General features: G+C 71.5%; 20 protein-coding genes. 7 read left to right on the top strand and 13 right to left on the bottom strand.

Annotated elements, in window-relative coordinates:
- Positions 1–18 precede the first annotated feature (18 nt).
- The gene (locus tag AB0310_RS08905) at positions 19–1044 is read right to left on the bottom strand and encodes a LacI family DNA-binding transcriptional regulator (RefSeq protein ID WP_366237054.1); all 1026 of its coding nucleotides are present in this window, start codon (positions 1042–1044) and stop codon (positions 19–21) included.
- Positions 1045–1178: 134 nt separating this feature from the next.
- Between AB0310_RS08905 and AB0310_RS08900 the strand changes: the two genes are divergently transcribed.
- Positions 1179–4193: an alpha-mannosidase gene (locus tag AB0310_RS08900; protein WP_366237053.1), complete on the top strand. Its 3015-nt coding sequence runs from the start codon at positions 1179–1181 to the stop codon at positions 4191–4193.
- Positions 4194–4268: 75 nt separating this feature from the next.
- Here AB0310_RS08900 and AB0310_RS08895 read toward each other — a convergent pair whose 3' ends face one another.
- Positions 4269–5036 (bottom strand): hypothetical protein, encoded by a 768-nt coding sequence (locus AB0310_RS08895; protein WP_366237052.1) that lies wholly within the window; start codon positions 5034–5036, stop codon positions 4269–4271.
- A 12-nt stretch (positions 5037–5048) separates the two neighbouring features.
- Positions 5049–5636: a hypothetical protein gene (locus AB0310_RS08890; RefSeq protein ID WP_187662619.1), complete on the bottom strand. Its 588-nt coding sequence runs from the start codon at positions 5634–5636 to the stop codon at positions 5049–5051.
- Positions 5637–5757: 121 nt separating this feature from the next.
- On the opposite strand from AB0310_RS08890, the gene AB0310_RS08885 reads away from it, so the two are divergent.
- On the top strand, positions 5758–6987 hold the full coding sequence (locus AB0310_RS08885; RefSeq protein WP_366237443.1) for a glycosyltransferase: 1230 nt from the start codon (positions 5758–5760) through the stop codon (positions 6985–6987).
- 5 nt (positions 6988–6992) lie between these two features.
- Positions 6993–8219 carry a glycosyltransferase gene (locus tag AB0310_RS08880; RefSeq protein ID WP_187664244.1) on the top strand — a complete coding sequence of 409 codons (1227 nt, stop codon included), beginning with the start codon at positions 6993–6995 and terminating at the stop codon, positions 8217–8219.
- Positions 8220–8223: 4 nt separating this feature from the next.
- Here the strand turns inward: AB0310_RS08880 and AB0310_RS08875 are convergent, their stop codons facing one another.
- Together AB0310_RS08875 and AB0310_RS08870 are read right to left on the bottom strand one after the other, a co-directional pair.
- Positions 8224–8820 carry a hypothetical protein gene (locus AB0310_RS08875; protein WP_187662617.1) on the bottom strand — a complete coding sequence of 199 codons (597 nt, stop codon included), beginning with the start codon at positions 8818–8820 and terminating at the stop codon, positions 8224–8226.
- A gap of 37 nt (positions 8821–8857) precedes the next feature.
- Positions 8858–9019: a hypothetical protein gene (locus tag AB0310_RS08870; protein WP_187662616.1), complete on the bottom strand. Its 162-nt coding sequence runs from the start codon at positions 9017–9019 to the stop codon at positions 8858–8860.
- Between the two features lie 86 nt (positions 9020–9105).
- Between AB0310_RS08870 and AB0310_RS08865 the strand changes: the two genes are divergently transcribed.
- Positions 9106–10074, top strand: coding sequence for a GlxA family transcriptional regulator (locus AB0310_RS08865; protein WP_187662615.1), 969 nt, complete (start codon positions 9106–9108; stop codon positions 10072–10074).
- Positions 10075–10794: 720 nt separating this feature from the next.
- Here AB0310_RS08865 and AB0310_RS08860 read toward each other — a convergent pair.
- Positions 10795–11493: an NRDE family protein gene (locus AB0310_RS08860; RefSeq protein ID WP_366237051.1), complete on the bottom strand. Its 699-nt coding sequence runs from the start codon at positions 11491–11493 to the stop codon at positions 10795–10797.
- Positions 11494–11586: 93 nt separating this feature from the next.
- Here AB0310_RS08860 and coaBC point away from each other — a divergent pair, with 93 nt between their 5' ends.
- Both coaBC and AB0310_RS08850 read left to right on the top strand, forming a co-directional pair.
- Positions 11587–12786: a bifunctional phosphopantothenoylcysteine decarboxylase/phosphopantothenate--cysteine ligase CoaBC gene (gene coaBC, locus AB0310_RS08855; protein ID WP_187662613.1), complete on the top strand. Its 1200-nt coding sequence runs from the start codon at positions 11587–11589 to the stop codon at positions 12784–12786.
- A gap of 85 nt (positions 12787–12871) precedes the next feature.
- The gene (locus AB0310_RS08850; RefSeq protein ID WP_363590374.1) at positions 12872–15082 is read left to right on the top strand and encodes an ATP-dependent Clp protease ATP-binding subunit; all 2211 of its coding nucleotides are present in this window, start codon (positions 12872–12874) and stop codon (positions 15080–15082) included.
- 68 nt (positions 15083–15150) lie between these two features.
- Here AB0310_RS08850 and AB0310_RS08845 read toward each other — a convergent pair whose 3' ends face one another.
- Both AB0310_RS08845 and AB0310_RS08840 read right to left on the bottom strand, forming a co-directional pair.
- Positions 15151–15738, bottom strand: a complete 588-nt coding sequence (locus AB0310_RS08845; protein WP_187662611.1) for a nitroreductase family protein — start codon at positions 15736–15738, stop codon at positions 15151–15153.
- A gap of 99 nt (positions 15739–15837) precedes the next feature.
- Entirely contained in the window at positions 15838–16746 is a 909-nt protein-coding gene (locus AB0310_RS08840; RefSeq protein ID WP_331201376.1) for a LysR family transcriptional regulator, read from the bottom strand.
- A 138-nt stretch (positions 16747–16884) separates the two neighbouring features.
- Between AB0310_RS08840 and AB0310_RS08835 the strand changes: the two genes are divergently transcribed.
- The gene (locus AB0310_RS08835; RefSeq protein WP_366237050.1) at positions 16885–20403 is read left to right on the top strand and encodes a bifunctional proline dehydrogenase/L-glutamate gamma-semialdehyde dehydrogenase; all 3519 of its coding nucleotides are present in this window, start codon (positions 16885–16887) and stop codon (positions 20401–20403) included.
- A gap of 85 nt (positions 20404–20488) precedes the next feature.
- On the opposite strand, the gene AB0310_RS08830 is transcribed toward AB0310_RS08835, so the two are convergent.
- The 5 genes from AB0310_RS08830 to AB0310_RS08810 all read right to left on the bottom strand — a co-directional run bounded on the left by AB0310_RS08830 (position 20489) and on the right by AB0310_RS08810 (position 25718).
- Positions 20489–21571, bottom strand: coding sequence for an ABC transporter permease (locus AB0310_RS08830; RefSeq protein ID WP_366237049.1), 1083 nt, complete (start codon positions 21569–21571; stop codon positions 20489–20491).
- Positions 21568–22452, bottom strand: a complete 885-nt coding sequence (locus tag AB0310_RS08825; RefSeq protein WP_187664243.1) for an ABC transporter ATP-binding protein — start codon at positions 22450–22452, stop codon at positions 21568–21570. Before AB0310_RS08825 ends, AB0310_RS08830 begins: the two co-directional genes overlap by 4 nt.
- 106 nt (positions 22453–22558) lie before the next feature.
- On the bottom strand, positions 22559–23740 hold the full coding sequence (locus AB0310_RS08820) for a benzoate/H(+) symporter BenE family transporter (protein ID WP_366237048.1): 1182 nt from the start codon (positions 23738–23740) through the stop codon (positions 22559–22561).
- Positions 23741–23778: 38 nt separating this feature from the next.
- Positions 23779–24468: a response regulator gene (locus AB0310_RS08815; protein WP_187662606.1), complete on the bottom strand. Its 690-nt coding sequence runs from the start codon at positions 24466–24468 to the stop codon at positions 23779–23781.
- Positions 24465–25718: a sensor histidine kinase gene (locus AB0310_RS08810; protein WP_366237047.1), complete on the bottom strand. Its 1254-nt coding sequence runs from the start codon at positions 25716–25718 to the stop codon at positions 24465–24467. The genes AB0310_RS08815 and AB0310_RS08810 overlap by 4 nt, the downstream gene beginning before the upstream one ends.
- Positions 25719–25729: the final 11 nt, after the last annotated feature.

Below are 25729 nucleotides of genomic sequence, written 5' to 3'. Positions count from 1 at the left end.
GGGCGGGGAGGCGGGGTCTCAGCGGGGCGGTGGCGCGGTGCTCTCGCGGGCGGTGAGCACGGGGGTCGGGCCCTGGACGCTCGGCAGCGTGGTGCCGGCCTCGATCTGCTGCAGCAGGAGCGTGGCCGCCTGCTCGCCGAGCTCGAACGTGTCGCGGGTCATGGCGGTGATCGACGGGTTGATGAGGCCCGCGATGACGGAGTCGTCGAACGACGCGAGTGAGACGTCGCGCGGAACCGCCCGGCCCATCTCCTGCGCCACCCGGAGGCCGGCGACGGCCATCACATCGTTGTCGTAGACGATCGCGGTCGGGCGCTGCCGGCCGGAGAGCTGCGCGCGGGTGACCGCGGAGGCGCGGGCGGGGGAGAAGTCGGTCGTGATGACCTCGCCGGAGACGCCGTCCGCCGCCATCCGCTCGAGCACCTCGGCGCGCAGGCGGGTGTGCTCCAGCTCCGCCGGGCCCGCGACGTAGGCGATACGGGTGTGGCCCAGGGCGGCGAGGTAGGAGAAGAGCGTCTCCGCGACGGCGTCGTCGCCGATCCAGACGCTGGGCACCGCGCCGTCCGGGGACGGCTTCGAGCCGATCATCACAGCGCGGGCGTCCAGGGCCATGATGCGCTCGCCGCGGGGGTCGTCGTCGCGCGGGTCGATGAGGATGATCCCGTCGACCTGATTCGACGACCACCACTGCCGATGCACCTCCATCTCCTCGTCGATGTCGGCGACGAGGCGGAGCTGCAGCCCGACCTTGCTCTCGGAGAGCCGGGACTCGATGCCGGCGATGAGGTCGGTGAAGAAGGCCTCGGAGCCGAGGGAGCGTGCCGGGCGGGCGAGGGCGAACCCGACCGCGTTGGCTCGGGCGCCGACGAGGGCGCGGGCAGCGGAGCTCGGCTGCCAGTGGTGCTCTTCGATGATGGAGAGGATGCGCTGCCGCGTCTCCTCGCTCACACCGGGACGACCGTTGAGGGCGAACGAGACGGCGCCGGGGGAGACACCGGCCATGCGCGCGATGTCCGCGATCGTCACGCGTTTCCCCGGGGCCATAGGCATCACCCTACTTGATCGGTTTAGCCTCTCGTAAGCACGGGAACGGTACCGTAGACTCCCGTGCTAGATCGTTTTAGTAAACGGCGAGCATCGAACCCCTTCCCTCACCGTCGAGCCCGGAGAACCCCCACATGCATGACGACACCTCGCTCACCGTCGGCCGCGTCAAGCGGGTCCTCGAAGAGCGCATCCGCCCGGCGATCCACTCGGCCGCGGTTCCCCTCGTGGTCGAGGCGCACCAGCTCCCCGGCGAGCCGATAGCCCCCGCGGAGGGCCTGGCGCTCCCGTTCGCCCCGGCCGCGGTCGGCGAGCTGTGGGGTCCGGCCTGGGGCACCACCTGGTTCAAGCTCACCGGTCGGGTGCCCGCGGAATGGGCCGGCCGCCGGGTCGAGGCGCTCATCGACCTGGGCTTCGACGTGAACATGACGGGGTTCCAGTGCGAGGCCCTCGCCTACCGCCCCGACGGCACGCCGATCAAGAGCATCAACCCGCGCAACCAGTGGGTCCCGATCGCCGAGAGCGCCGCGGGTGACGAGGCCGTCGAGCTCTACCTGGAGGGCGCGTCCAACCCCGTCCTCCTCGACTACCACCCCTTCCTGCCGACGCAGGAGGGCGACATCCTCACCTCCTCGAAGGAGCCGCTGTACCGGCTGCGGCGCCTCGACCTCGCAGTGTTCGAGCCCGAGGTGTTCGATCTGTCCCTCGACCTCGAGGTGCTGTTCGAGCTGCAGGCCGAGCTCCCCGCCACGTCGCCGCGCCGCATGCGCATACTGCAGGCGCTGGACGACGCGCTCGACGTGCTCGACCTGCAGCACATCGTGGAGACCGCCGGTGACGCGCGGGCCCGGCTCGCCGACGTCCTCGCCGCTCCGGCCGAAGCGAGTGCGCACCGGATCTCGGCCGTCGGCCACGCGCATATCGACTCCGCCTGGCTGTGGCCGGTGCGCGAGACGATCCGCAAGGTCGCCCGCACGACCTCGTCCATGACCACGCTCATCGAGGAGCAGCCCGACTTCCAGTACGGCATGTCCAGTGCGCAGCAGTACGCCTGGATCAAGGAGCACCGCCCAGAGGTGTGGGAGCGGGTCAAGGCCGCCGTCGCCGCCGGACGTTTCCTGCCCCTCGGCGGCATGTGGGTCGAGTCCGACACCGTCATGCCGACGGGCGAGTCGCTCGTGCGGCAGTTCTCGCACGGGCAGCGGTTCTTCGAGCGCGAGTTCGGCATCCGGTCGAAGGGCGTGTGGCTGCCGGACAGCTTCGGCTATTCGCCGGCCCTCCCGCAGCTCATGCGCCGTGCCGGGTTCGAGTGGTTCTTCACGCAGAAGATCTCCTGGAATCAGCAGAACGTGTTCCCGCACCACTCCTTCCTCTGGGAGGGCATCGACGGCTCGCAGGTGTTCACGCACTTCCCGTCGATGGACACCTACAACTCGCAGCTCAGCGGCATGGAGGTCGCGAAGGCCTCTCGTCAGTTCAAGGAGAACCGCCTCAGCTCGCGGTCGATCGCCCCTGTCGGCTGGGGTGATGGCGGCGGCGGCACGACGCGCGAGATGACGGGCAAGGCCGAGCGGCTGCGCGACCTCGAGGGCAGCGCGCAGGTCGTGTGGGAGCACCCCGACGTGTTCTTCGACGCCGCCAAGGTCGAGCTGCCGAACCCCGCCGTGTGGGTCGGCGAGCTCTACCTCGAACTGCACCGCGGCACGCTCACGAGCCAGCACGCCACGAAGGCTCTGCACCGCTGGGCCGAGCACGCGCTGGTGGAGGCCGAGCTGTGGGCCGCGACCGACGCCGTGCGCACCGGCGCCGCGTACCCGCAGGCCGAGCTCGACCGGCTCTGGCAGGCCGTGCTGCTGCACGAGTTCCACGACATCCTGCCCGGCACGTCGATCGCGTGGGTGCACCGCGAGGCCGTCGCCGTGCTGTCGGACGTGCTGTCGGATGCGCGCGACATCGCCGACGCCGCGCGCCGGTCGCTCGCCGGCGAGGGCGACCGCGAGCTGCGGTTCGAGCCGACCTCGGTCGGTCGGGGGCGCGCGCTCGGCGCCTCGTGGGTCCCTGAGCCCGTCGAAGGGGCGGTCTCGCTCGTCGAGGACGCTTCGGCAGGCTCAGCGGTCCACCCGGGATGGCGCCTGGAGAACGAGCTCGTGTCCGTGCTCGTCTCGGGCGAGGGCGTGATCGTCTCGGCCGTCGACAAGGCCACAGGGCGGGAGACGGTCGCGCCAGGCACGGCCGCGAACCTGTTCCAGCTGCACCAGGACTTCCCGAACATGTGGGACGCGTGGGACATCGACCGGTACTACCGCAACAGCGTCGACGACCTCACCGCGGTCTCGTCGATCGAGGCATCGCTCGTGAACGGTGTCGCGCAGATCGTCGTCGTGCGTCCGTTCTCGGAGTCGACGATCACGCAGACGATCACACTCGCCCCGGGCTCGAGGACCGTGCACCTCCGCAATGAGGTCGACTGGCACGAGACCGAGAAGCTGCTCAAGCTCGCCTTCCCGCTCGACATCCAGGCGTCGCACACCGAAGCCGAGACGCAGTTCGGCTACCAGGCGCGCGTCACCCACACGAACACGAGCTGGGAGGCGGCGAAGTTCGAGACGTCGATGCACCGCTTCGTGCTGGTGCGCGAGCAGGACTTCGGCGCGGCCCTCGTGAACGACTCGATCTACGGGTACGACACGACGCGCGAGGTGGGCGAGGACGGGGTCACCACGACCGTGCGACTCTCCCTGCTGCGGGCGCCGCGGTTCCCCGACCCGGACACGGATCACGGGCTCCACGAGATCGAGGTCGGCTTCGTGATCGGCGCCGACGCCGCGATCGCCACGGTCGAGGGCATCCGCCTCAACAGCGTGCCCACGGTGATCCGCGGCACGCGCGAGGTCGAGCCGCTGGTGGAGGTGTCGGGTGAGGGGATCGTCGTCTCGGCCGTGAAGCTCGCCGACGACGGCTCCGGCGACGTCATCGTGCGGGTGTACGAGGCGCTCGGGCGTCGTGCGGTCGGCGAGCTCTCGGTCGGCTTCGACCACCGCGAGGTGCGCGAGGTGAGCCTGATCGAGGACGAGATCGAGACGCCCCGTCTCGGGGGCGGGCTCCACCTCCGCCCCTTCGAGGTCCGCACCCTCCGCATCGCCCGCTGAGCCCCGGCCTCCTCGCGCCCGGCGCTCCGTGCCGGATCAGAAACGCGCCTCCCCGCCCTTCGGGAGGCGCGTTTCTCATCCCGCCGGGCGGGATCGGTGCGCGTCCTCGACGGTGCGCATCGCCGCGACGCCGTCGACCAGCGCAGGCCGCTGATCGGGGGCGTCGCGGAAGAAGGAGACGACGGAGGCCACGGCTGCCGGGTCAGACCCTAGGTGATGCGCATCGAGGATCACGGGGGCGCGTCCGGCGATCGAGATCGCCAGCTTCGGCCCGTGTGGGCCGACAGGCGTGGTGGTGCCGATCTCCTCCCAGGAGGCATCGACCCGGGCAGATCTGCGGACTCCGTGCAGGCCCCTCTCGTCGAGTACGAGACCCAGCGGCTGGCCCTGCGCGAGGACTTCCCGGCCGAGGCCGACGAGCGAGACGACGGCGAGCACGTACGGGCCCCATTCGAGAAGCCGACCGCCCATCGTCGGAAGGTCCAGGGCCTGAACGAGGAAGGCCGCCGCTGCGGGAAGCAAACCCGTCAGGGGAACGAGCCATGAGGAGATGCGGACGCCCGTGGACGGCGTGAATTGCAGCGGGCCGCTTGCCTCGATTCGGATCAGGCGTTCGCGCAAGGACCGCACCCAGAACCAGAGTGCCACCGCGAGCATCCCGGCGTAGAGAGCGAGTGCGATCAGGATGAGGCGGAAGCCTGGACGGGTATCCATGATCGCCAGCAGCAGGGGCAGCAGAGGAAGGATGCCGACGAGCCCGAGCGCCGCAGACGGGAAGCGGCCGTTCGGGTGGACCGATCGTGAGCCGTCGACGATGCGCGGGGACCGCGCGACAGTGTTCATCGGTATCCGCTGTCAGGCGGGCGGGAGGCGGAGGACCTCGGGCGACTCGCCGCCGGTGAGGTCGTCGGCGATGCGGAGGCTGCGGGCCAGCTCGTCGAGCGCGCCGATGAGGGTCCCGAAGCGTTCGCGGTCGCTGCAGACGGCCGTCAGGGTCACCAGGTGCGTGCCGGTGTCCCAGGTGTAGGTCGCGAAGGGCGGGGCCGAGGGGGAGGGCGGCGTCGGGACCACGAGCTTCTCGCCCACGCCGAGCCGGGTCGGGAAGGAGGTCGTGTCGTCGTACTCCATCGGCATCGACGCGCGGGCGATCCGGATGTCGGGCGTGAGCGCCTGCACCGTCGCCATCGCCACGACGAGGTCCGGCTCCGCCTTCCAGGTCCACGCGAGGACCCGGCCGTCGGCCTTCTTCATGAGCATCGGCGCGGCCTGGCTCATCGCCCAGGCTCCGAACCGCGAGCCGGGGCGCTCCGTCGCGCCGACCGCGGCGTTCACCTGGCCGAGCAGCATCCGGATCGCGGCCTTGCGATGCCGGCGCCCCTTCCACCCGAGCGAGTCCGTCACGGGGATCCACAGCTGGGGGTCGGCGTCGGCGTGCAGTCGCATGGCTTCACGGTATCGGCCGAGGCTGAAGGATGCCGGTATGGCTCGGCGTCGCGGACAGGGCCCTCGGGTAGAGTTGCCACCGCCCGACCAGGGCTTCTCCTTGGCCGCCACCCCGTTAGGCATCTCTGTGACTTCCTCCGACGATCCGATCGATGCGTCGCGCGACGCCACCGCCGTACAGCCCCGCCCGCTGAAGATCCTCCTCGGGTGCGACACGTTCGCCCCCGACATCAACGGTGCCGCCCGCTTCGCCGAGCGTCTCGCCGCCGGGCTCGTGCAGCGCGGGCACGAGGTGCACGTCGTCGCCCCCAACCAGGCCTACCGCCGCACCGCGCCCCGCACCGAGGTGATCGAGGGGGAGCCGATGACGCTCCACCGCCTGCCCTCCGTGCGCTGGGCGCCGCACGACTGGCTGCGCTTCGTGTGGCCGTGGCGCTCCAAGCACTACGCACGGAAGGTGCTCGATGCCGTGCAGCCCGACGTCGTGCATATCCAGTCGCACATCGTGATCGGGCGTGGACTCGCCCGCATCGCGAAGCAGCGCGGCATCCCGGTCATCGCGACGAACCACGTCATGGCCGAGAACATCCTCGACCACACGACCATGCCGAAGTTCGTCGACGACATGGTGCTCAAGTTCGCCTGGGCCGACGCGAAGCGCACCTTCGACCTGACGCGGGCGATCACCACGCCCACGCGTCGGGCCGCCGACTTCCTGGAGAAGACGGTCGAGGTGCGCGGCGTCATCCCGGTGAGCTGCGGCATCGACCGCTCCCAGTACACCCCGGTCATCGCCCCGCGCGAGGAGAACCGGCTCGTGTTCGTGGGCCGGCTGACGGCGGAGAAGCAGGTCGAGGTCATCCTCAAGGCGATGACGAAGCTCGACCCGGCGCTGAACACGACGTTCGACATCATCGGCGGCGGAGACCAGCGCAAGCAGCTCGAGAGCCTGACGGCACAGCTCGGCCTGTCCGATCGAGTGACCTTCCACGGCCGGACCACCGACGAGGAGCTGCGGGCGCTGCTGTCCCGCGCGAGCCTCTTCGTCATCGCGTCGATCGCCGAGCTGCAGTCCATCGCGACGATGGAGGCCATGGCATCGGCGCTGCCGATCGTCGCCGCCGACGCCGTCGCCCTGCCCCACCTCGTGCACGACGGCGAGAACGGCCACCTCTTCACGCCGGGAGACGTCGACGAGCTCGCCGCGAAGCTCACCGCTGTCCTGACCGCCTCCCCCGGCGAGTACGAGCGGATGCAGAAGGCGTCCCTCGACGGCGTGGCCATCCACGACATCAACCGCACGCTCGACACCTTCGAGGCGCTGTACCGCGACGAGCCGCTGCCCGAGTGACGCGGATGCACGTCGTCTTCTTCGCCGATCAGCACCTCGACTCCCTCGGCGGGGCGCAGGTGTCGATGCGGCTGCAGCGGACGTTCCTGGAGCGCGCCGGCCATACCGTGACGGTCGTCGCGCCCCGTATGCACGCACGGCGTGACGACGCTGCACCGTCCCCCGGGAACGTCGACCTCCCGTCGCTGCCGATCACCCTGGACCGGGAGTACGCGATGACCTGGCCGGGTCGGGCGACCGATCGGGCCCTTGACCGGGCGATGGCGCATCGGCCTCCGGTCGACCTCGTGCACGTGCAGGCCGACTTCTGGGGCGCCTTCATCGGTCACCGGTTCGCCGCCCGCCATGGAATCCCGGTCGTGCACACGATGCACAACCGGGTCGACGTGGGGCTCGCCGCGGTCACGCCGCTGCACCGGCCCGTGCTCGCTGTGCTCAACCTCTGGCGCCGCACCGCCCTCCGAGGCATCGGTGTGCCGGTCGGCGGCAGCGACGGGTGGTCGTACCTCCGCGGGCTCGCGGCGGACGCCGCCGCCGTGACGGCGCCTTCCGGGCATTTCGCGCGGCGACTGGAGCGGAACGGCGTCGCCCGCACCGTCGACGTGGTGTGGAACGGCATCGACGACGACGTCCGCGCGCAGACGCTCGCGGCGGCTCCCGTCGAGCGGATGCCGGGGCGTCCTCGGTTCGTCTGGCTCGGGCGGATGAGTCCGGAGAAGCGCCTGCTCCCGTTCCTCCGCGCCTGGGTGGACGCGGACATCGACGCCGACCTCGAGGTGATCGGCGGCGGCGGAGAGCGGGGGGCGGCCGAACGGATCGTCGCGGGGCGTGCGGGCGTGCGGTTCGCCGGTCGCCTCTCCTATGCGCAGACCCTGGAGCGGATCGCCGCCGCCGATGCGCTCGTGCAGACGTCCATCGGATTCGAGACCCAGGGGATGACGCCGTTCGAGGCGGCCACCCTCGGCACGCCCTCCGTCGTGTGCGACCCCGACATCGCCGCTGAGCTGCAGGGCGGGCTCTGGGCTGTGCCGACGGCGGAGCCGCACGCCCGCGGACGCGCCCTCGAGGCGCAACGGATCGAGGCCCTCGCCGCGACGCTGCGGCAGGCAGCCGCGGACATCGCGCACGGGACCGCGCCGCAGCCGGTACCGGCCGTCGCGGAGGCCTTCCGCCAGTCCTCGCGGACGGCCGCCATGATCGAGGTCTACGAGCGCGTGCTCACCCGAGCCTGAGCGCTCACAGGAAGCCGTAGAAGTTCGACGAGAGCCAGCTCAGCACGACCGTCAGCAGGCCGGCGCCGGAGACACCGATGGCGATCCCCGCGAGCAGCCGCGGTCCCGGCCGCCGTGCCGCGATGAGGCCGAGCACGAGCGCCGCCCCGTAGCCGATGAAGGTGAGGATGCCCGATCCCCCCTCGATCAGTCCGATCATGCTGTAGGTCCGGTCCGACATGTAGACGAACGGCCGCGCGAGGATGAGGAACACGTCGATCGCCAGCGTCACCAGCGCGACGATGAAGGCGGCGCGCCCGAGGGAGTCGCCGGGAGTGCGCGGCACCGGCGGACCGTAGGGCGGGACGCCCTGCGCCGATCCGGGGGCGGATCCCGGCGCGGTCGGGTACGGCTGAGGGGTGGCGGTGGGGAAGGCCTGAGGGGCAGCGGCGGTGGGGAACACGTGCCCGCCACCCGGCGTCGGCGCGTAGGGGGCCCCGGGGGCGGGGGCCTGGGCACCGGGGTACTGCGGCTCGGCCGGAAGCGGAGGAGGGGTCGGGACTGCGGCCGGGTCGCCGGCACCGTCGCGCGAGGGGTGTGCGGGCTGCTGGGGGTCGCTCATGCCCCGAGCGTAGCCCTCCTCGCGGACGGCCGGGAGGTCAGCGGTAGACGTGGCCGGGGTCGGCCTGCGACAGGGCGTCCTGTCCGGTGACGCGGCTCCAGTCCGTGGGGGTGCGACGGTAGCCGTCGCGCCGCAGTTCGACGAACGTGGCGATGACCGCCCAGATGCTGAGGGCGAGGAGGAGGATGAGGAGTAGCATGGCAAAAAAGCTACGCTCGGTGTTATGCTGCCACGAGTGGCGGATCGGGCACTGTTCGTAAAAAAACTGCCATTCCGGGAGATGTGATGAAGACCGTCGCGTGCGTGGTGCAGGACGGCTTCGCGCCGTTCGAGTTCGGGGTCGCCTGCGAGGCGTTCGGTCTGGACCGGTCGTCCGACGGGGTGCCGAACTTCGACTTCCGCATCGTCGCTCCACGGCCCGGGGTCGTGCGCTCCAAGATCGGCTTCTCCATCAACGTGGAGCATGATCTGTCCTTCGCCGCGGAGGCCGACCTCGTCGTGTTCTGCCCGGTGCCCCGGGAGACTTGGGGCGACATCGATCCGCTCCTCGTCGAGGTCGCCCGCGAAGCGGTGGCGCGCGGAGCCTGGGTGATGAGCGTGTGCAGCGGCTCGTTCATCCTCGCGGCGGCCGGAGTGCTGGACGGGCGGCGCGCCACGACGCACTGGATGTACGCGCACACGATGGCGGACATGTACCCCGACATCGACATCGATCCTGACGTGCTCTTCGTCCAGGACGGCCGCATCATCACCAGCGCGGGCACTGCCGCGGGCATCGACGCCTGCCTGCACCTGCTGCGACAGGAGCTCGGGGCGGAGATCACCAACCGGATCGCGCGTCGGATGGTCGTGCCGCCGCAGCGCGACGGGGGTCAGGCGCAGTTCATCGATCGGCCCATCCCGGTCGCACCCACGGACTCGCTGGCCGCGGTGGCCGACTGGGCGGTGGAGAACCTCCGTGACGAGTTGACGGTCGACCAGCTCGCGGCGCGGGCGCTCATGTCGCCGCGGACCTTCGCGCGCCGCTTCAAAGCCGAGTACGGGGCGACCCCCGCCGCGTGGCTCGGGCGGCAGCGGATCATCCAGGCCCAGCGTCTCCTCGAGCGCACCGACCTTCCGCTCGAGCACATCGCGACCGACTGCGGCTTCGGTTCCGCGGCCGTCCTGCGGCAGAACTTCGCCCGCGTGCTGGGCGTGACCCCCACCGCCTACCGCGCCCGCTTCTCCTGCGCCACCGCCGTCCCTGCCGCCTGACCGCCTCCCCCTCCCGCTGCGCCCGCCGGACCCGTCCCGCGGGCCCGCAGCGGCCCCGCCAACGTGCGGGATCGATAGCGCCCGCTAGCGGACCGTGTCCGGGGCGTTTTCCGTCCCCACGTCCGTCCCCGCGTCCGTCCCCGGTGCCGTTCGGGATCAAGAACGCGCGGGCGTGGACCGTCCCCGGGGCCGTTTCCGTCCCGCCACCAGCCGCGTCCGTCCCGCGTCCGTTCTCCGCTGCCGTTCGGGATCAAGAACGCGCGGGCGTGGACCGTCCCCGGGGCCGTTTCCGTCCCGCCACCAGCCGCGTCCGTTCTCCGCTGCCGTTCGGGATCAAGAACGCGCTGGAGTGAGCCGCGTCCGGAGCGGTTTCCGTTCCGCTTCCGCGTCTGTCGAGCGGGATCAAGACTGCGCGCGCGGGGGTCGCATCCGGAGCTCTTTCCGTCCCGCTCCGTTGCGCCCCACTCCGGCCCGAGCCGCCGGGGGTGGGCATTGTGCGCTCCGCAGTGGATCTCCTCGGACCGGCCGGCAGGCTAGCTGCATCGACGCGGGATCAGAATGGCTCCGCGGAATGGCAGACCGGGTGCGTTTTTGATCCCGCGCGAGAAGTGACGGGCGGGCGGGATCAGAATGGCTCCGCAGAAGGGGCTGGGAGGTGCGTTTTTGATCCCGCGCGGGATCGCGGGGCGAGGTGGGACGGGATCGGGAAGCGAGGAGGGGTCAGTGCCAGTGGGCGGGGGAGGGGAGGGTGACGTCGCGGACGTCGACCCCGGTGGGCGTGACCGTGGCGACCGCGTAGAGGAGGGACTGCGTCGGGTAGCCGTGCGGGCGGTTGTCACGGATGATGGCGCGGTCGTCTTCCGGGGGCAGGGCGGCGGAGGCTCCGAGGAGCGCGGTCCACTCGGTCGCCCAGTCGGCGCTCGCCGCGGCGGGTCCCAGCGCGCGGAACTCCGGGAGCCAGGCGGCGATGCGCGGGGTCTCCTCGTCGTCGAGGTCGTCGTGGGCGATCATGTGCGTCCCGGGCTTGATGGGTGTGTCCCGCAGCTCGGCACCGTCCCAGGAGAGCACCCGGGCGCCGTCCGGCCCGACCTCGAGCAGATTGAAGCCGTGCATCCGCGGCGCGCCCTGCGGGGAGCGGCCGGTGACCGCGGCGAGCGGAAGGGTGCCGCGGGAGACGGCCGCGCCCGCCGAGAGGTCCTGCACGTCGGCGCGGTTGAGGAGCACGGCGAGGCGTCGTTCCACGGGGTTCACGGCGAGCCAGGCCCCACCGGCCCGCCGGTCACGGATGCCGATCACCCCCGGATACTCCTCGGGCCACCACTCGCCCAGGGCGTCCCACTCCCGAGCCGGGTCCTCGTCGCGGACGGCCAGCAGCCGCGCGGATCCCGCGGCCTCGACATCGATCACCACCGTGCACACGCTTCCGAGTCTAGGTCGGTCGAGGCGGGCGGGACCCGCGACGAATCCGTGCGCGATGACCCTAGCGTCCGGACCCTGGGGCAGAATCGAGGCGTGAACATCGTCGTCGGAGTCACGGGCGGCATCGCCGCGTACAAGACGGTGCACCTCGTGCGCCTGCTCACGAAGGCCGGTCATGATGTGACCGTGGTGCCCACCGAGGACGCGCTGCGCTTCGTGGGCCTGCCGACCTGGGAGGCCCTGAGTCGGCACCCGGTGACGACGAGCGTGCATGAGGACGTCGCCCGTGTGCGGCACGTCGCCCTGGGCCAGGGAGCGGACCTCATCGTGATCGCCCCGGCGACGGCGAACTCGCTCGCGAAGATGGCCGCGGGGCTGGCCGACGACCTCCTCGGCACGACGCTGCTCGCGACCGAGGCGCCCGTGCTCGTCGCGCCCGCGATGCACGCGGAGATGTGGCGGAACGCGGCCACGCAGGCGAACATGGCGACGCTCCGGGAACGCGGCGTGCACGTGGTCGGACCGGCCGACGGCGAGCTGGCCGGCGGTGACAGCGGACCCGGTCGCATGGTCGAGCCGGAGGAGATCCTGGCGGCGGCCCAGGCGCTGCTGACACCGGGCGACCTGGCAGGCGTGCGGGTCGTCGTCTCGGCAGGCGGGACGCGGGAGCCCATCGATCCGGTGCGCTTCCTCGGCAACCGGAGCAGCGGGCGCCAGGGGGTCGCGCTCGCGGCGGAGGCGGCGGCGCGCGGCGCGGAGGTGGCGCTCGTCGCGGCGAACGTCTCCGGGGACGTGCTCGCGGAGGCCCGCCACCCGCACGTCCGGATCGTCCGGGTCGGCACGGCCGCGGAGCTGTCCGCGGCGATGAAGGAGGAGTCCGCGGCGGCCGACGTCGTGCTGATGGCGGCGGCCGTGGCCGACTATCGACCGGTCGAGGTCTCCGCGCGCAAGCTCACCAAGGACCGCGGCGGGGTCGGCACCATCGAGCTCGTCGAGAACGAGGACATCGTCGCCGCGCTCGTCGAGAAGCGAGGCGCGGGACAGCTCATCGTCGCGTTCGCGGCGGAGACGCCCGAGGATGAGGCGGAGATGCTCGCCCGCGCCCGCGGCAAGCAGGAGCGCAAGGGGGTCGACCTGCTGGTGGTGAACGAGGTCGGCTGGGAGCAGGGGTTCGAGCGCGGCGAGAACGCCGTGCACATACTCGGGCCCGGCGGGGTCGTGGCGCGGACCGCGGCGGGGAGCAAGCGCGAGGTGGCGGCGGCCGTCTGGGACGAGGTCGCCCGCGAGAGGTGAGGGGCGGTGGAGTCACGCACCGCCGAATGCTAAACTTGAGTCAACCAAACTCAACTTTCAGAAGGAGCATCTCCAGGAGGAGCGCATGACCACCCCGCAGACCGGATCCCCGAACCAGGAACAGCAGTCCGCCCTCGAGCAGTTCGGCATCAACCTGACCGACCGCGCCCGCGAGGGCAAGCTCGACCCCGTCATCGGACGGGACAGTGAGATCCGGCGCGTCAGCCAGGTGCTCACTCGTCGCACCAAGAACAACCCGGTGCTGATCGGCGAGCCCGGCGTCGGCAAGACGGCGGTGGTCGAAGGGCTCGCGCAGCGCATCGTCGCGGGCGACGTCGCGGAGTCCCTCAAGGACAAGGAGCTCGTCTCGCTCGACATCTCCGCTCTCGTCGCGGGCGCCATGTACCGCGGCCAGTTCGAGGAGCGCCTGAAGCAGGTCCTCAAGGAGATCACCGAGTCGGACGGCCAGGTCATCACGTTCATCGACGAGCTGCACGTGCTCATGGGTGCGGGCGGCGGCGAGGGCTCGGTCGCGGCGTCGAACATGCTCAAGCCGATGCTGGCCCGCGGCGAGCTGCGGCTCATCGGCGCCACCACGCTCAACGAGTACCGCGAGTTCATCGAGAAGGATGCCGCCCTCGAGCGCCGCTTCCAGCAGGTGTACGTCGGCGAGCCAACCGTCGAGGACACGATCGCGATCCTCCGCGGGCTCAAAGGCCGCTACGAGGCGCACCACGGGGTGACCATCTCCGACAGCGCCCTCGTGGCCGCGGCCTCCCTCTCCAACCGCTACCTGCCCGCGCGGCAGCTCCCGGACAAGGCCATCGACCTGATCGACGAGTCGATGTCGCGACTGAAGATGGAGATCGACTCCTCTCCGGTCGAGATCGACCAGCTCAAGCGCCAGGTCGACCGGCTGAAGCTGGAGGAGCTCGCGCTCAAGCGGGAGAAGGACGCCGCGTCCAAGGAGCGTCTCGGCACCCTCCGGGAGAACCTCGTCGAGCTCGAGAAGGAGCTCGCCGGACTCGAAGCCCGGTGGGCGCGGGAACGGCAGGGTCTCAACCGCGTCGGTGAGCTGAAGAAGCAGCTCGACGACGCGATCACCCAGCGCGACCTCGCCATGCGCAACGCCGACTACACGAAGGCGTCGAAGCTGGAGTACGAGACGATCAAGCGCCTGGAGCGTGACATCGCGGAGGCGGAGCAGGCCGAGGCCACCGCCTCGAGCGAGCCGCGTATGGTGAACGAGCAGGTCACCGAGGAGGACATCGCGGCCGTGATCGCGGCCTGGACGGGCATCCCGGTCGGGCGGCTGCTGCAGGGGGAGAGCGAGAAGCTGCTGCACCTGGAGAACGAGCTCGGCAAGCGCCTCATCGGCCAGAAGGATGCCGTCAAGGCGGTGTCCGACGCCGTGCGCCGCTCGCGCGCGGGCATCAGCGATCCCGGTCGTCCCACGGGCTCGTTCCTCTTCCTCGGACCGACCGGTGTCGGCAAGACCGAGCTGGCCAAGGCGCTCGCGCAGTTCCTCTTCGACGACGAGCACGCCATGGTGCGCATCGACATGTCGGAGTACGGCGAGAAGCACTCGGTCTCCCGGCTCGTCGGCGCCCCTCCCGGGTATGTCGGCTACGAGCAGGGCGGTCAGCTGACCGAGGCCGTGCGGCGTCGTCCCTACAGCGTGATCCTGCTCGACGAGGTCGAGAAGGCGCACCCCGAGGTGTTCGACGTGCTGCTGCAGGTGCTCGACGACGGTCGGCTGACCGACGGGCAGGGGCGCACGGTCGACTTCTCGAACGTGATCCTCATCCTGACCTCCAACCTGGGCTCGCCGATCCTCATCGACCCCGTGCTCTCCGTGGAGGAGAAGCGGGAGCAGGTGATGGCGCTCGTGCGCCAGGCGTTCCGGCCCGAGTTCCTGAACCGTCTCGATGACATCGTGATGTTCCAGGCGCTCACCGAGGACGACCTCGCGCAGATCGTGGAGCTGTCGGTCGACCAGCTGCACGACCGGCTGCGCGATCGTCGCCTCACGCTGGCGGTCACTCCTGGGGCGCGGTCGTGGCTGGCCGAGCGCGGTTACGACCCGGTGTTCGGCGCCCGCCCGCTGCGTCGCCTCATCCAGACCGAGGTGCAGAACAAGCTCGCGACCGCCCTCCTCTCGGGTGGCGTGCACGACGGCGACACCGTCCGCGTGGACGTGGCGGCCGACGGCACGGGCCTCGTGCTCACGGCGACGACCCCCGAGCCGGAGGTGGAGGAGGACGACGTGATCGAGGCGGAGCTGCTCGACGACTGATCCCGACCGGCACACAGCGAGAAGGCCCGGTATGCGCGACGCATACCGGGCCTTTCGGGTGTCGATGCTCAGGCGCTGAGGACGACCGTCTCCGCGATCGGACGACGCACGCGCGGGGCGACCTCGCGCTCCTGCAGCACCTCCGGCAGGGCCTCGATGTCGCCGAACTCGCCGACGGCGATGACGGTGGCGGGGGTGAAGCGCGCCTCCAGGTCGGCGAACTCGCGGACGACCTCGGGGTCGAAGCCGCTCATCTGGTGCACGACGAGGCCGTCGTGGTGGGCCTGCACGGAGAAGTGCGCCACGGCCTGGCCGAGGTCGTAGAACGCGTGGCTGATCGGCGTGCCGTCGGCGGTCGCGGTCTCGGCGATCGCGACGACGAGCACGGCCGCGTTGCCGGCCCAGGCCTGGTTGAAGCCCATGAGCGCGTCGACGATCTGGGCGTGCAGGGCGGTGCCGCGGCGGGCGACGATGAAGCGCCACGGCTGGATGTTGTTGGCGGAGGGGCTCCAGCGGGCGGCCTCGAGCGCGGTGGCGAGCTTGGCCTCGTCGATCGGATGCTGCGCGTCGTACGCGCGGGGGCTCCAGCGGCCGGCGAGGACGTCGAGGACGGGGTGCTCGGTCGGGGCGGTGCGGTCGATGACGGGAGTGCTCACGGAAGTGCCTTTCGGACGGAGGGGATCGGACACCGTCGTCCGCGTACACGGAGGATGAACCGATGCATGTGCATGCATATTCCCGGAGGTCGGTTCGCGTCAGTCCAGGAGGTTGCGGGAGGCGGCGTCGGCGAGCGCGGCGCGGACGGCGCGGATCGAGGGGGCGTCCGCGGACACCCGCCGCGCGGAGGAGAAGATCTCCCGGCGCGGTTCCTGCGGGAGCGGGGCGAGGTCGACCGTCGGGGTGTCGCCCGCCCACACGAGCTCGGGGAGGAGCCCCACCGCGAGCCCGGCGTGGATGAGCCGGACGTGCGCGGTGAGGTCGGCGAGCTCGAAGCGCACGTCGGGCTCGAACCCGGCGGTGCGGCAGAGCTGCTCGGCCCAGGCGCGGGATGCGGTCCCGGCGGGTTCGAGCACCCACGGCTCGGCGCGGGTCGCCCACAGGGCGGCCACGGGATCGGCGACCCCCGGGGCTCCGGGGCGCCGGGCGAGGGCGATGGCATCGTGCGCGAGCACGACGCGGTCGAGGTCGGCGTGGATGGGGCGCGTGTGGCCCGGATACTGCTCCGCGAGGATGAGGTCGTAGTCGCGGCTGGAGACGCCCACCAGTCCCGACTCGGGGTCGCGCTCGGTCACCTCGACGCGCAGGGCGGGGTGGCGCTCGCCGAGGGCTGCGAGGGCGCGGGGCAGCAGGGAGTGCGCGGTGGACTGGAACACCGCGAGGCGCACGGTGCCGGTCACCTCGGTGAGCGATTCTGCGACGGCGACCTGGGCGTGTTCGAGCTGATCGAGGATGCCGATGGCCTCGGCCACGAGCACGTTCCCCTGCGGTGTGAACTGCACGCCGCGCCCGACCCGACGCAGCAGCGGCACCCCGACATCGCGCTCCAGCGCGGCGAGCTGCTGCGACACGGAGGCCTTGCTGTAGGACAGCGCATCGGCCACGGCGGAGAGCGTGCCGCGGCGCGACAGCTCCACCAGCAGACGCAGGCGATGGACATCGAGCACGGCCGTTCCGATCGTTCGGGATGAGTGAACAGAATCCACTCGAATCGGTTGATAGACGGAGCCTACCGAGCGGCTGGACAATGATCCAGCCGCACACGACACCCGGGTGTGCGAGGCCGAGGAAGGTACCCCCGCTTCATGACCGTCATCGACGACACCACCCCCCGCACCGAAGAGGTCGCCGCGCTCGTGCAGCGCTGGCTCGCCGAGAGCGAGACCCACCCGGTCGAACCGGCCGCCCAGCGCCTCTCCGAGGTGCTCAAGGACCCGAACGGTCTGGCCTTCACCGTCGGCTTCGTCGACGGCGTCATGCGTCCGGAGGATCTGCGGGTCGCCGGCCGCAAGCTCGCCGAGCTCTCCGACATCACGCCCACGCTGCTTCCCGGCTACCTCCGGGCCGCCATCAAGGCCGGCGGGTTCTGGGCGCCGAAGCTCCCGAACGTCGTCGTGCCGATCTCGCGGCGCGTGCTGCGCGCCATGGTCGGCCACCTCGTGCTCGACGCCACGCCGTCCAAGCTCGGACCCGCGATCGCGAAGCTCCGCAAGACCGGCAACCGTCTCAACCTCAACCTCCTCGGCGAGGCCGTGCTCGGCGAGCGCGAGGCGGGACGTCGGCTGCAGGGCACGTACGACTTCCTCGCCCGTCCGGACGTCGACTACGTCTCGATCAAGGTCTCGAGCGTCGTCAGCCAGCTCTCCATGTGGTCGTTCGACGAGGCCGTCGCCGACGTCGTCGAGAAGCTCACCCCGCTGTACCGGCTCGCGGCGAAGGCCGAGGCGAAGGGGGCCCGCACCGGGACGCAGAAGTTCATCAACCTCGACATGGAGGAGTACCGCGACCTCGACCTGACGATCGCGGCCTTCACGAGCATCCTCGACCAGCCGGGCCTGGAGGACCTCGAGGCGGGCATCGTGCTGCAGGCGTATCTCCCGGACGCGCTCGGCGCCATGCAGCGGCTCCAGGAGTGGGCGGCTGCGCGCCGCGCCAAGGGCGGAGCGCCGATCAAGGTGCGCGTCGTCAAGGGCGCGAACCTCGCGATGGAGGAGGTCGACGCGAAGGTGCACGGCTGGCCGCTCGCGACCTACGGCACCAAGCAGGACTCCGACACGAACTACAAGCGCGTGCTCGACTGGGCGATGACGCCCGAGCGGCTCGACGCCGTGCGTATCGGCGTCGCCGGTCACAACCTCTTCGACATCGCGTACACGTGGTTGCTGGCGAAGGCCCGTGGTGTGACCGGCCCTTCGACAGGCTCAGGGACCCAGGGGAGCGCGGCCTCAGGGACCCAGGGGCAGAAGGGCGCCCTCGTGGAGTACGAGATGCTGCTCGGCATGGCGACCGGGCAGGCCGAGGCCGTCCGCAAGGACGTCGGCCGTCTCCTGCTCTACACGCCGGTCGTGAACCCGGCGGAGTTCGACGTCGCCATCGCCTACCTCGTGCGGCGCCTCGAGGAGAACGCGAGCCCCGAGAACTTCATGTCGGCCGTGTTCGAGCTGGCCTCGAACCCGACCCTGCTCACCCGCGAGCGGGAGCGCTTCGAGCGCTCGCTCGCCGCGCTCGTCGCCGACCCGTCGGTGCCGGGCTCGAACCGCACGCAGGACCGCACGGCTCCGCGCCCCGCCGCCACGACGGACGGCTTCGCGAACGAGCCCGACACCGATCCCGCGCTCGCCGCGAACCGCGCGTGGGGCCGGGAGATCCTGCAGCGCTCGGTCTCCTCGACGCTCGGCCGGGACGCGATCGCCGCGGCCCGCATCGAGACCGACGCCGAGCTGGACGCCGTGTTCGCGGCCGCCACGTCCGCCGCCGAGAAATGGGCAGCGCTTCCCGCCGCCGAGCGCGCCGCCGTCCTGCACCGCGCGGGCGACGAGCTCGCCGCCCGCCGCGGCGAGCTGCTGGAGATCATGGCGCACGAAGCAGGCAAGACCATCGCCGAGGCCGACCCCGAGGTCAGCGAGGCGATCGACTTCGCGCACTACTACGCCGAGCGCGCGAAGGATCTCGAGGCCATCCCCGGCGCCGAGTTCGTGCCGTCGAAGGTGACCGTGGTCACGCCGCCGTGGAACTTCCCCGTGGCTATCCCCGCCGGCGGGGTGCTGGCCGGCCTCGCCTCCGGATCCGGCGTGATCATCAAGCCCGCCAAGCTCACCCAGCGGTGCGGCGCCGTGATGGTCGAGGCGCTGTGGGCCGCGGGCGTCCCGCGCGATCTGCTCGCCCTCGTCGACCTCGCCTCCCGCGACCTGGGCACCCGCCTGGTGGCGAGCCCCCAGGTCGATCGGGTCATCCTCATCGGGGCTTACGAGACCGCACAGCTCTTCCGCTCCTTCCGGGCCGACCTGCCGCTGCTCGCCGAGACCAGCGGCAAGAACGCGATCATCGTGACGCCGTCGGCCGACCTCGACCTCGCCGCCGCCGACGTCGCCCGCAGCGCGTTCGGCCACGCGGGGCAGAAGTGCTCGGCCGCGTCGCTGGCGATCCTCGTCGGGTCGGTGGCGGACTCGAAGCGCTTCGAGCGGCAGCTCGTGGACGCGGTCACCTCGATGCGCGTCGGGCTTCCCGACGACCCCGCCACGCAGATGGGGCCGATCATCGAGCCCGCGAACGGCAAGCTCCTCACCGCGCTCACCACTCTCGACAAGGGCGAGCGCTGGCTGGTGGAGCCCCGGAAGCTCGATGACGAGGGGAAGCAGTGGACGCCGGGGGTGAAGACCGGCGTGCGCGAGGGCTCGTACTTCCACCTGACCGAGTTCTTCGGTCCGGTGCTCGGCATCATGCACGCGAAGGACCTCGATGAGGCCATCCGGCTGCAGAACGCGGTCGACTACGGCCTCACCGCGGGGCTGCACTCGCTGGACTCCGCCGAGGTCGCGACCTGGCTGGACCGCGTCGAAGCGGGCAACCTGTACGTGAACCGAGGGATCACCGGCGCCATCGTGCAGCGTCAGCCGTTCGGCGGCTGGAAGCGCTCGGCGGTGGGTGCCGGGGCCAAGGCCGGCGGCCCGAACTACCTCTTCGGTCTGGGCGAGTGGCGTGCGGGCGAGCTGCCCGCCGCGGCTCCGGGCGCGGCGGTGACCCCCGCGGTGACCGGGCTGCTGGAGGCCGCTGCTCCCGAGCTCGACCCCGTGGGCATCGAGTGGCTGCACCGTGCCGCGGCCGCCGACGAGCGCGCGTGGATCGACGAGTTCGGAGCCGTGAGCGACAAGTCCGGACTCGGCGTCGAGCGCAACGTGTTCCGGTACCGTCCGGTGGCCGTCGACGTGCGCATCGCCGAGGACGCGCCGCTCGCCGAGGGGGTCCGCGTGCTCGCCGCTGCCCTGCGCAGCGGCAGCCCGTTCACCGTGTCGGCCGCGTCGCTGCCGACCAGGGTGGAGAAGGCGCTCAAGGCGCAGGGCGTGACCGTGAAGACCGAGTCGGACGCCGCGTGGACCAAGCGCTACGCGAAGGGGGCCCGGTCGTGGCAGCGGGTGCGGCTCGTGGGCGGCGACGCCGGCGCGCTGCACACGGCCCTCGACGGCAGCCCCGACGTCGCGGTCTGGTCGCACGCCGTGACCGGAGCGGGCCGGGTGGAGATGCTCCCGTTCCTGCACGAACAGGCCGTGTCGATCACCAACCACCGCTTCGGCAACCCGACCACGCTCTCCGAGGGCATCCTCTGACGCCGAGACCCCGGCTACACGCCGAGACCCCCTGCTGCACGCGTGTGCAGCAGGGGGTCTCGACGCGAAAGCGGGGTCTCGGGAGTCAGCCGCGCAGAGCCTCGGAGAGCTTCACCCGCGAGCCCATCCGGAGCAGGGAGTTCTCGTAGATCTTCGCGCCGACGACGATCGCCGCGACGCAGCTCGCCAGGAGGATCGCGAGGCTCAGCAGCGGCTCCCACCACTGCGCCTCACCGACGAAGAGACGCATCGGCATGCCGACCGGAGCCGAGAACGGCACGTACGACATGATCGTCAGCACCAACGGGTTGTCGTTGAACACGATCACCAGCACGTACGGCGCCATGATGAGCATCGTGATGGGGGTCGTCGTCGAGCCGATGTCCTCCTGGCGGGAGACCATGGAGGCGGCCGCCGCGAACATCGCCGCGAGCAGGATGAACCCGAAGAGGAAGAACACCGCGAACCAGATGATGGGGGCGCCGAGGGTGGTCAGAACCTCGCGTTGACCCGTCACGATGAGGCCGATGGTGGCGACGGCCGCGAGGGCGAGGATCTGCCCCATCGCGAGCACCGTGTTGCCGATGACCTTGCCGGCGAGCAGGGTGCGCGCGGGGATCGCCGACAGCAGCACCTCGACCACCCTGGTCTGCTTCTCCTCGACCACGCTCTGGGCGATGGTGCCGCCGAACGTGGCCGCGGCCATCATGAACACGAGCCCGAACGCGATCGCGATGAAGTAGCGCAGCAGCGGGTTGGTGGTCACCGGCTCGAGGATCACGATCTCGGGCGAGAGGGACAGCCCGGACACGAGCGAACCGGGGGCATCCTCCAGGGCGACGATCGTGTGGCCCGCGGCGTTGTCGCCCGCGAGCACCGCCGCATCGACGTCGCCCTCGCGGACCAGCTCCTCGGCCTCGGCGCGGGAGGCGACCTCGGTCACCTCGACGTCGGGCAGGGCGGACACGGCGCCCGCGGTCTCCGAGGTCACGGCCACCGGCATGGCGTCGTTGTTCTGGCTCGCGAAGCCGCCGAACAGCACGCCGGCGAGGGCGATGAGCAGCAGGATGCCGGTCGAGATCAGGAACGCCTTGCTGCGGAGCTTGGAGCCGATCTCCCGCTCGGCGACCAGCCAGATGCCGTTCCGTGCGGGGGTCGAGGCGTTCACTGGATGACCTCCTTGAAGATCTGGGCGAGGGAGGGGTGCTTGGGTGCGAAGCTCGCGACGTCGCCGCGCGCGACCGCCGACTGCAGCACACGCTGCGCGGTGTCGGGGCCGTCCGCGTCGAAGAGCGCGTAGCCGCCCTCGAAGTCGACGACCGTGACCCCGGGCTCGGTGCGCAGCCACCCGGCGTCCCCCGCGGAGACCAGCTCGTACCGGTCGCGGGCGTGCTCGGCGCGGAGTCCGTCCCGGGATCCGGCGGCCCGGATGGTGCCCCCGGCGAGGATGACGAGATCGTCGCAGAGACGCTCGACCACGTCGAGCTGGTGCGAGGAGAAGAGGATCGAGGCGCCGCGGGCCGCGCTGGCCTGCAGGACCCCGGCGACGACGTCCACCGCGAGGGGGTCCAGGCCGGAGAAGGGCTCGTCGAGGATCAGCACCTCGGGGTCGTGCACGAGCGACGCGGCGATCTGCGCGCGCTGCTGGTTGCCCAGTGACAGCGACTCGATCGTGTCGTCGAGGCGCTCGCCGAGCCCGAGCTCCGTGAGCAGCGCGGTCGCCCGCTCCGTCGCCTCCGGCTTGCTGAATCCGTGCAGGCGCGCGAGGTAGACGATCTGCTCCAGGACCTTCATCTTCGGATACAGGCCGCGCTCCTCGGGCATGTAGCCGAAGCGGCGGCGGTCGCTGGTGGTGAGGGGCGCCCCATCGAGGTCGACCCGTCCGCCGTCCGACGACAGCAGGCCGAGGATGATGCGCATGGTCGTGGTCTTGCCGGCGCCGTTGCCGCCGACGAAGCCGGTGAGGCGGCCCGGCGCGACCGTGAACGACACGTCGTCCAGCACCCGGCGGCTGCCGTAGCTCTTGGTGATGCCGGAGAGTTCCAGCAGTCCGGTTGTCATGTCGTGGTGCTCCGTCCGAAGGTGATCCGCATGATCTTCACGCTATTGAGCACGGGCGGGGCGGGGCATCCCCCACAGGGGGGACTGCGACGGATCAGCCGCGGGGCGGACGGCCGGCGTGCAGCACCGTGCGCACGAGCAGGCCGGCGACCAACGCCCAGAACGCCGCGCTCACCCCGAGCACCGCGATGCCGGAGGCGGCGACGAGAAACGTGACGACCGCGGGGAGCCGCTCACCGGGGTCGTCGATCGCCTGCTGGACGGCCGCGCCGAAGGCGCCGAACAGCGCCAGCCCCGCGACCGCCGGGATCACCGCCGTCGGGGCGAGCACGACGAGCGTGGCGAAGGCGGCGGAGAACGCGCCCAGCACAAGGTAGGACGCTCCGGTCGAGACACCGGCGAGCCAGCGCCGGGTGGGGTCGGGGTCGGCGTCGGGGGACGCGGCGAGGGCCGCGCTGATGGCGGCGAGGTTGATCGCATGACCGCCCGCCGGAGCGCCGAGCGCCGTGCCGAGACCGGTCACGAGCATCGCCGGACGCCACGGGACCTCGTAGCCGAAGCTGCGCATGATCGCGATACCCGGCACGTTCTGCGACGCCATGGTCACGATGAACAGCGGCAGCGCGATGCCGACCAGGGCCCCGACCGTGAAGGCCGGCATCGTCAGCTCGAACCGCGGCAGGAGGACGGCCGGGTCGACGGGGGTCCCGGCGGAGACCAGCGACAGAGCGACGACCGCGGCCGCGGCGGCGAAGGCCAGCGGCACTGCCCACCGGGGAGCCAGACGGGCGAAGAGCAGCCAGGTCAGCACGACCGGGAGCACACCCCACGGGTTCGCGACGACCCCGGTGATCGGCGCGAGGCAGAGCGGCAGCAGCACCCCTGCCAGCATGGCCTGGGCGATCGACGGCGGGATCCGCGCGATCAGAGCGCCAAGCGCGGGCCAGAGCGCCGTGAGGAGGATGAGGGACGCCGTCACGAGGAAGGCTCCGACGGCGGCGGGCCAGCCGCCCTCGACGCTGCCGGTCGCCACGAGCAGTGCGGCACCGGGGGTGGACCACGCGGCCGTGATCGGCATCCGGTAGCGCCAGGCCAGCACGATGCAGGCGAGCCCCATCGCGAGGCTCACGGCGAGGAGTCCGCTGGCCGCCTGCGCCGCCGACGCGCCCACGGCGTCGAGCCCCGTGAGCACCACCGCGAAGGAGCTCGTGAACCCGACCAGTGCCGTGACGATCCCGGCGACGATCGGACGGGTTACGGGGACGGCGGCGGGCATGGCTCCGAGAGTATCGCGGGGGAGCGGTCCGCCTCCGGTCAGGCCAGCCCCATCCGATGCGCGAGCACGACGGCCTGCACGCGGTCCCTGGCACCGAGCTTCTGGAGGATGCGCGAGACATGGGTCTTCACGGTGGCCTCGCCGATGAACAGAGCCCGGGCGATCTCGGCGTTGCTGCGGGCGTCGGCGAGCAGGGTCAGCACCTCGGCCTCCCGCTCGGTCAGCGGCTCCGCGAGTACGGCCGTCGCGGGCGCTTTCGCCACCGCGCGGGCGGGAGCGGCGCCGGCTTCCGGGGTCGCTCCGGCGAAGCGGGTGAGGACGCGGCGGGTCACCTCGGGTGCCAGCATGCCGTCCCCGGCCGCGAGAGCGCGCACCGCGGAGATGAGATCCTCGGCGCCCGCGTTCTTGAGGAGGAATCCGCTCGCGCCGGCTTCGAGCGCCTGATAGAGATAGTCGTCGCGGTCGAACGTCGTCACGATCGCGATCGCGGCGCCCACCGACGGGTCGGCGACGAGGCGGCGCGTCGCCTCGATCCCGTCCATGTCGGGCATCTGCACGTCCATCGTGATGACGTCGGGGCGCAGCACGGCGGCCTGCGCGACGGCCTCGGCTCCCGTCGAGGCCTCGCCCACGACGGCGATGTCGGGCTGGGTGTCGAGGATCGTGCGGAATCCCGCGCGGAGGAGGGCGTGGTCGTCGACGAGGAGCACTCGGATCGGCGCGGTCATCGTGCGCCCTCCGGCACGGCCGTGCCGAGCGGCACCCGCGCCCGGACCCGCAGACCCCCGGCGACGCGCGGAGTGACCTCGACGGTGCCGCCGGAGGCCGCCGCGCGCTCGCGCATCCCGAGCTGTCCGAGACCGGGTCGCAGGTGGGCGATGGCGCGGCCGGTGTTCACGACCTCGACCTCCACGCCGTCGTCGTCGTAGCGCACGCGCACGTCCGCGGTCGCCCCCGGTCCGGCGTGCCGACGGGCGTTGGTCAGCGATTCCTGTGCGATCCGGTACAGGTTCACGGCGACGAGCGAGGGGACGGGCACCGGATCGCCGATCACGGTGTACGCGGTGGGGAGACCCGCCTCGGTCGATGCCTGCGCGAGCGCCGCGATGTCGTCGAGGGAGACGGTCGACGCCGACTCGGTCGTGTCGCCGCCGGGAGTGCGCAGCGTCTCCAGCAGCTGGCGCAGCTCCTGGATCGCGTCCCGCGCGGAGGACTCGATCCCGGAGAGGATGCGCGCCGACTGGGCAGGATCGCTCTCGAGCACGAGGCGCGCGGCGCCCGCCTGCACGCCCATCACCGACACGTGGTGGGCGACGACGTCGTGCAGCTCCCTGGCTATCCGCACCCGGTCGAGGGCCACCGCCTGCGCCGCGGTGACCTCGCGCTCGCGCTCCAGTTCGCGGGTGCGCTCCTCCAGCACGGTGCGCTGCTCGGCTGCCGCCCAGGAACGCTCGCCGAAGTAATAGGCACCGCCGAAGTACAGGGCGTTGAGGAGGATCTGGATGAGCATGAACGCCACGTAGGGCGACATGGCCCCGGCGACGACGTCCGCCTTGTCGGCCTCGCTGATGGCGTCGCGGTACATGGTGATGAGGAGCCACACGAACATGCCGACGATGATGGCGACGCGGACGACGAGGGCCTTCCGGCGATCGTTCATCCAGGCGCCGACCGTGTAGAGCGCGATGAACATCGCGATGTTGCCGACGTAGATCTCCGGCACCCGGATCGTCACAGCCGTGAAGTAGGCCAGCGACACCACGACGGCCACGGTGCCGGGCCAGCGTCGGCGGAACCCGAGCGGCGCCGCCACGGCGACGGCGTAGACGAGCGCGGTCCACAGCGGAGCCTGCTCGTCGCCGTAGACCTGGGCGATGGAGGAGAGCGCCGCGCTGAGGATCGCGCCGACGAAGAGGACGAGCGCGAGGAGGAGGTCGCCGCGCTGGTCGCGCAGGGTCGGCGTCCGGGTGAAGGCCATCTCTCCACCGT

Source organism: Microbacterium meiriae, assembly GCF_040702565.1.
Classification (GTDB): Bacteria; Actinomycetota; Actinomycetes; order Actinomycetales; family Microbacteriaceae; genus Microbacterium; species Microbacterium meiriae.
This window is presented reverse-complemented; position numbering and strand designations above follow the sequence as displayed.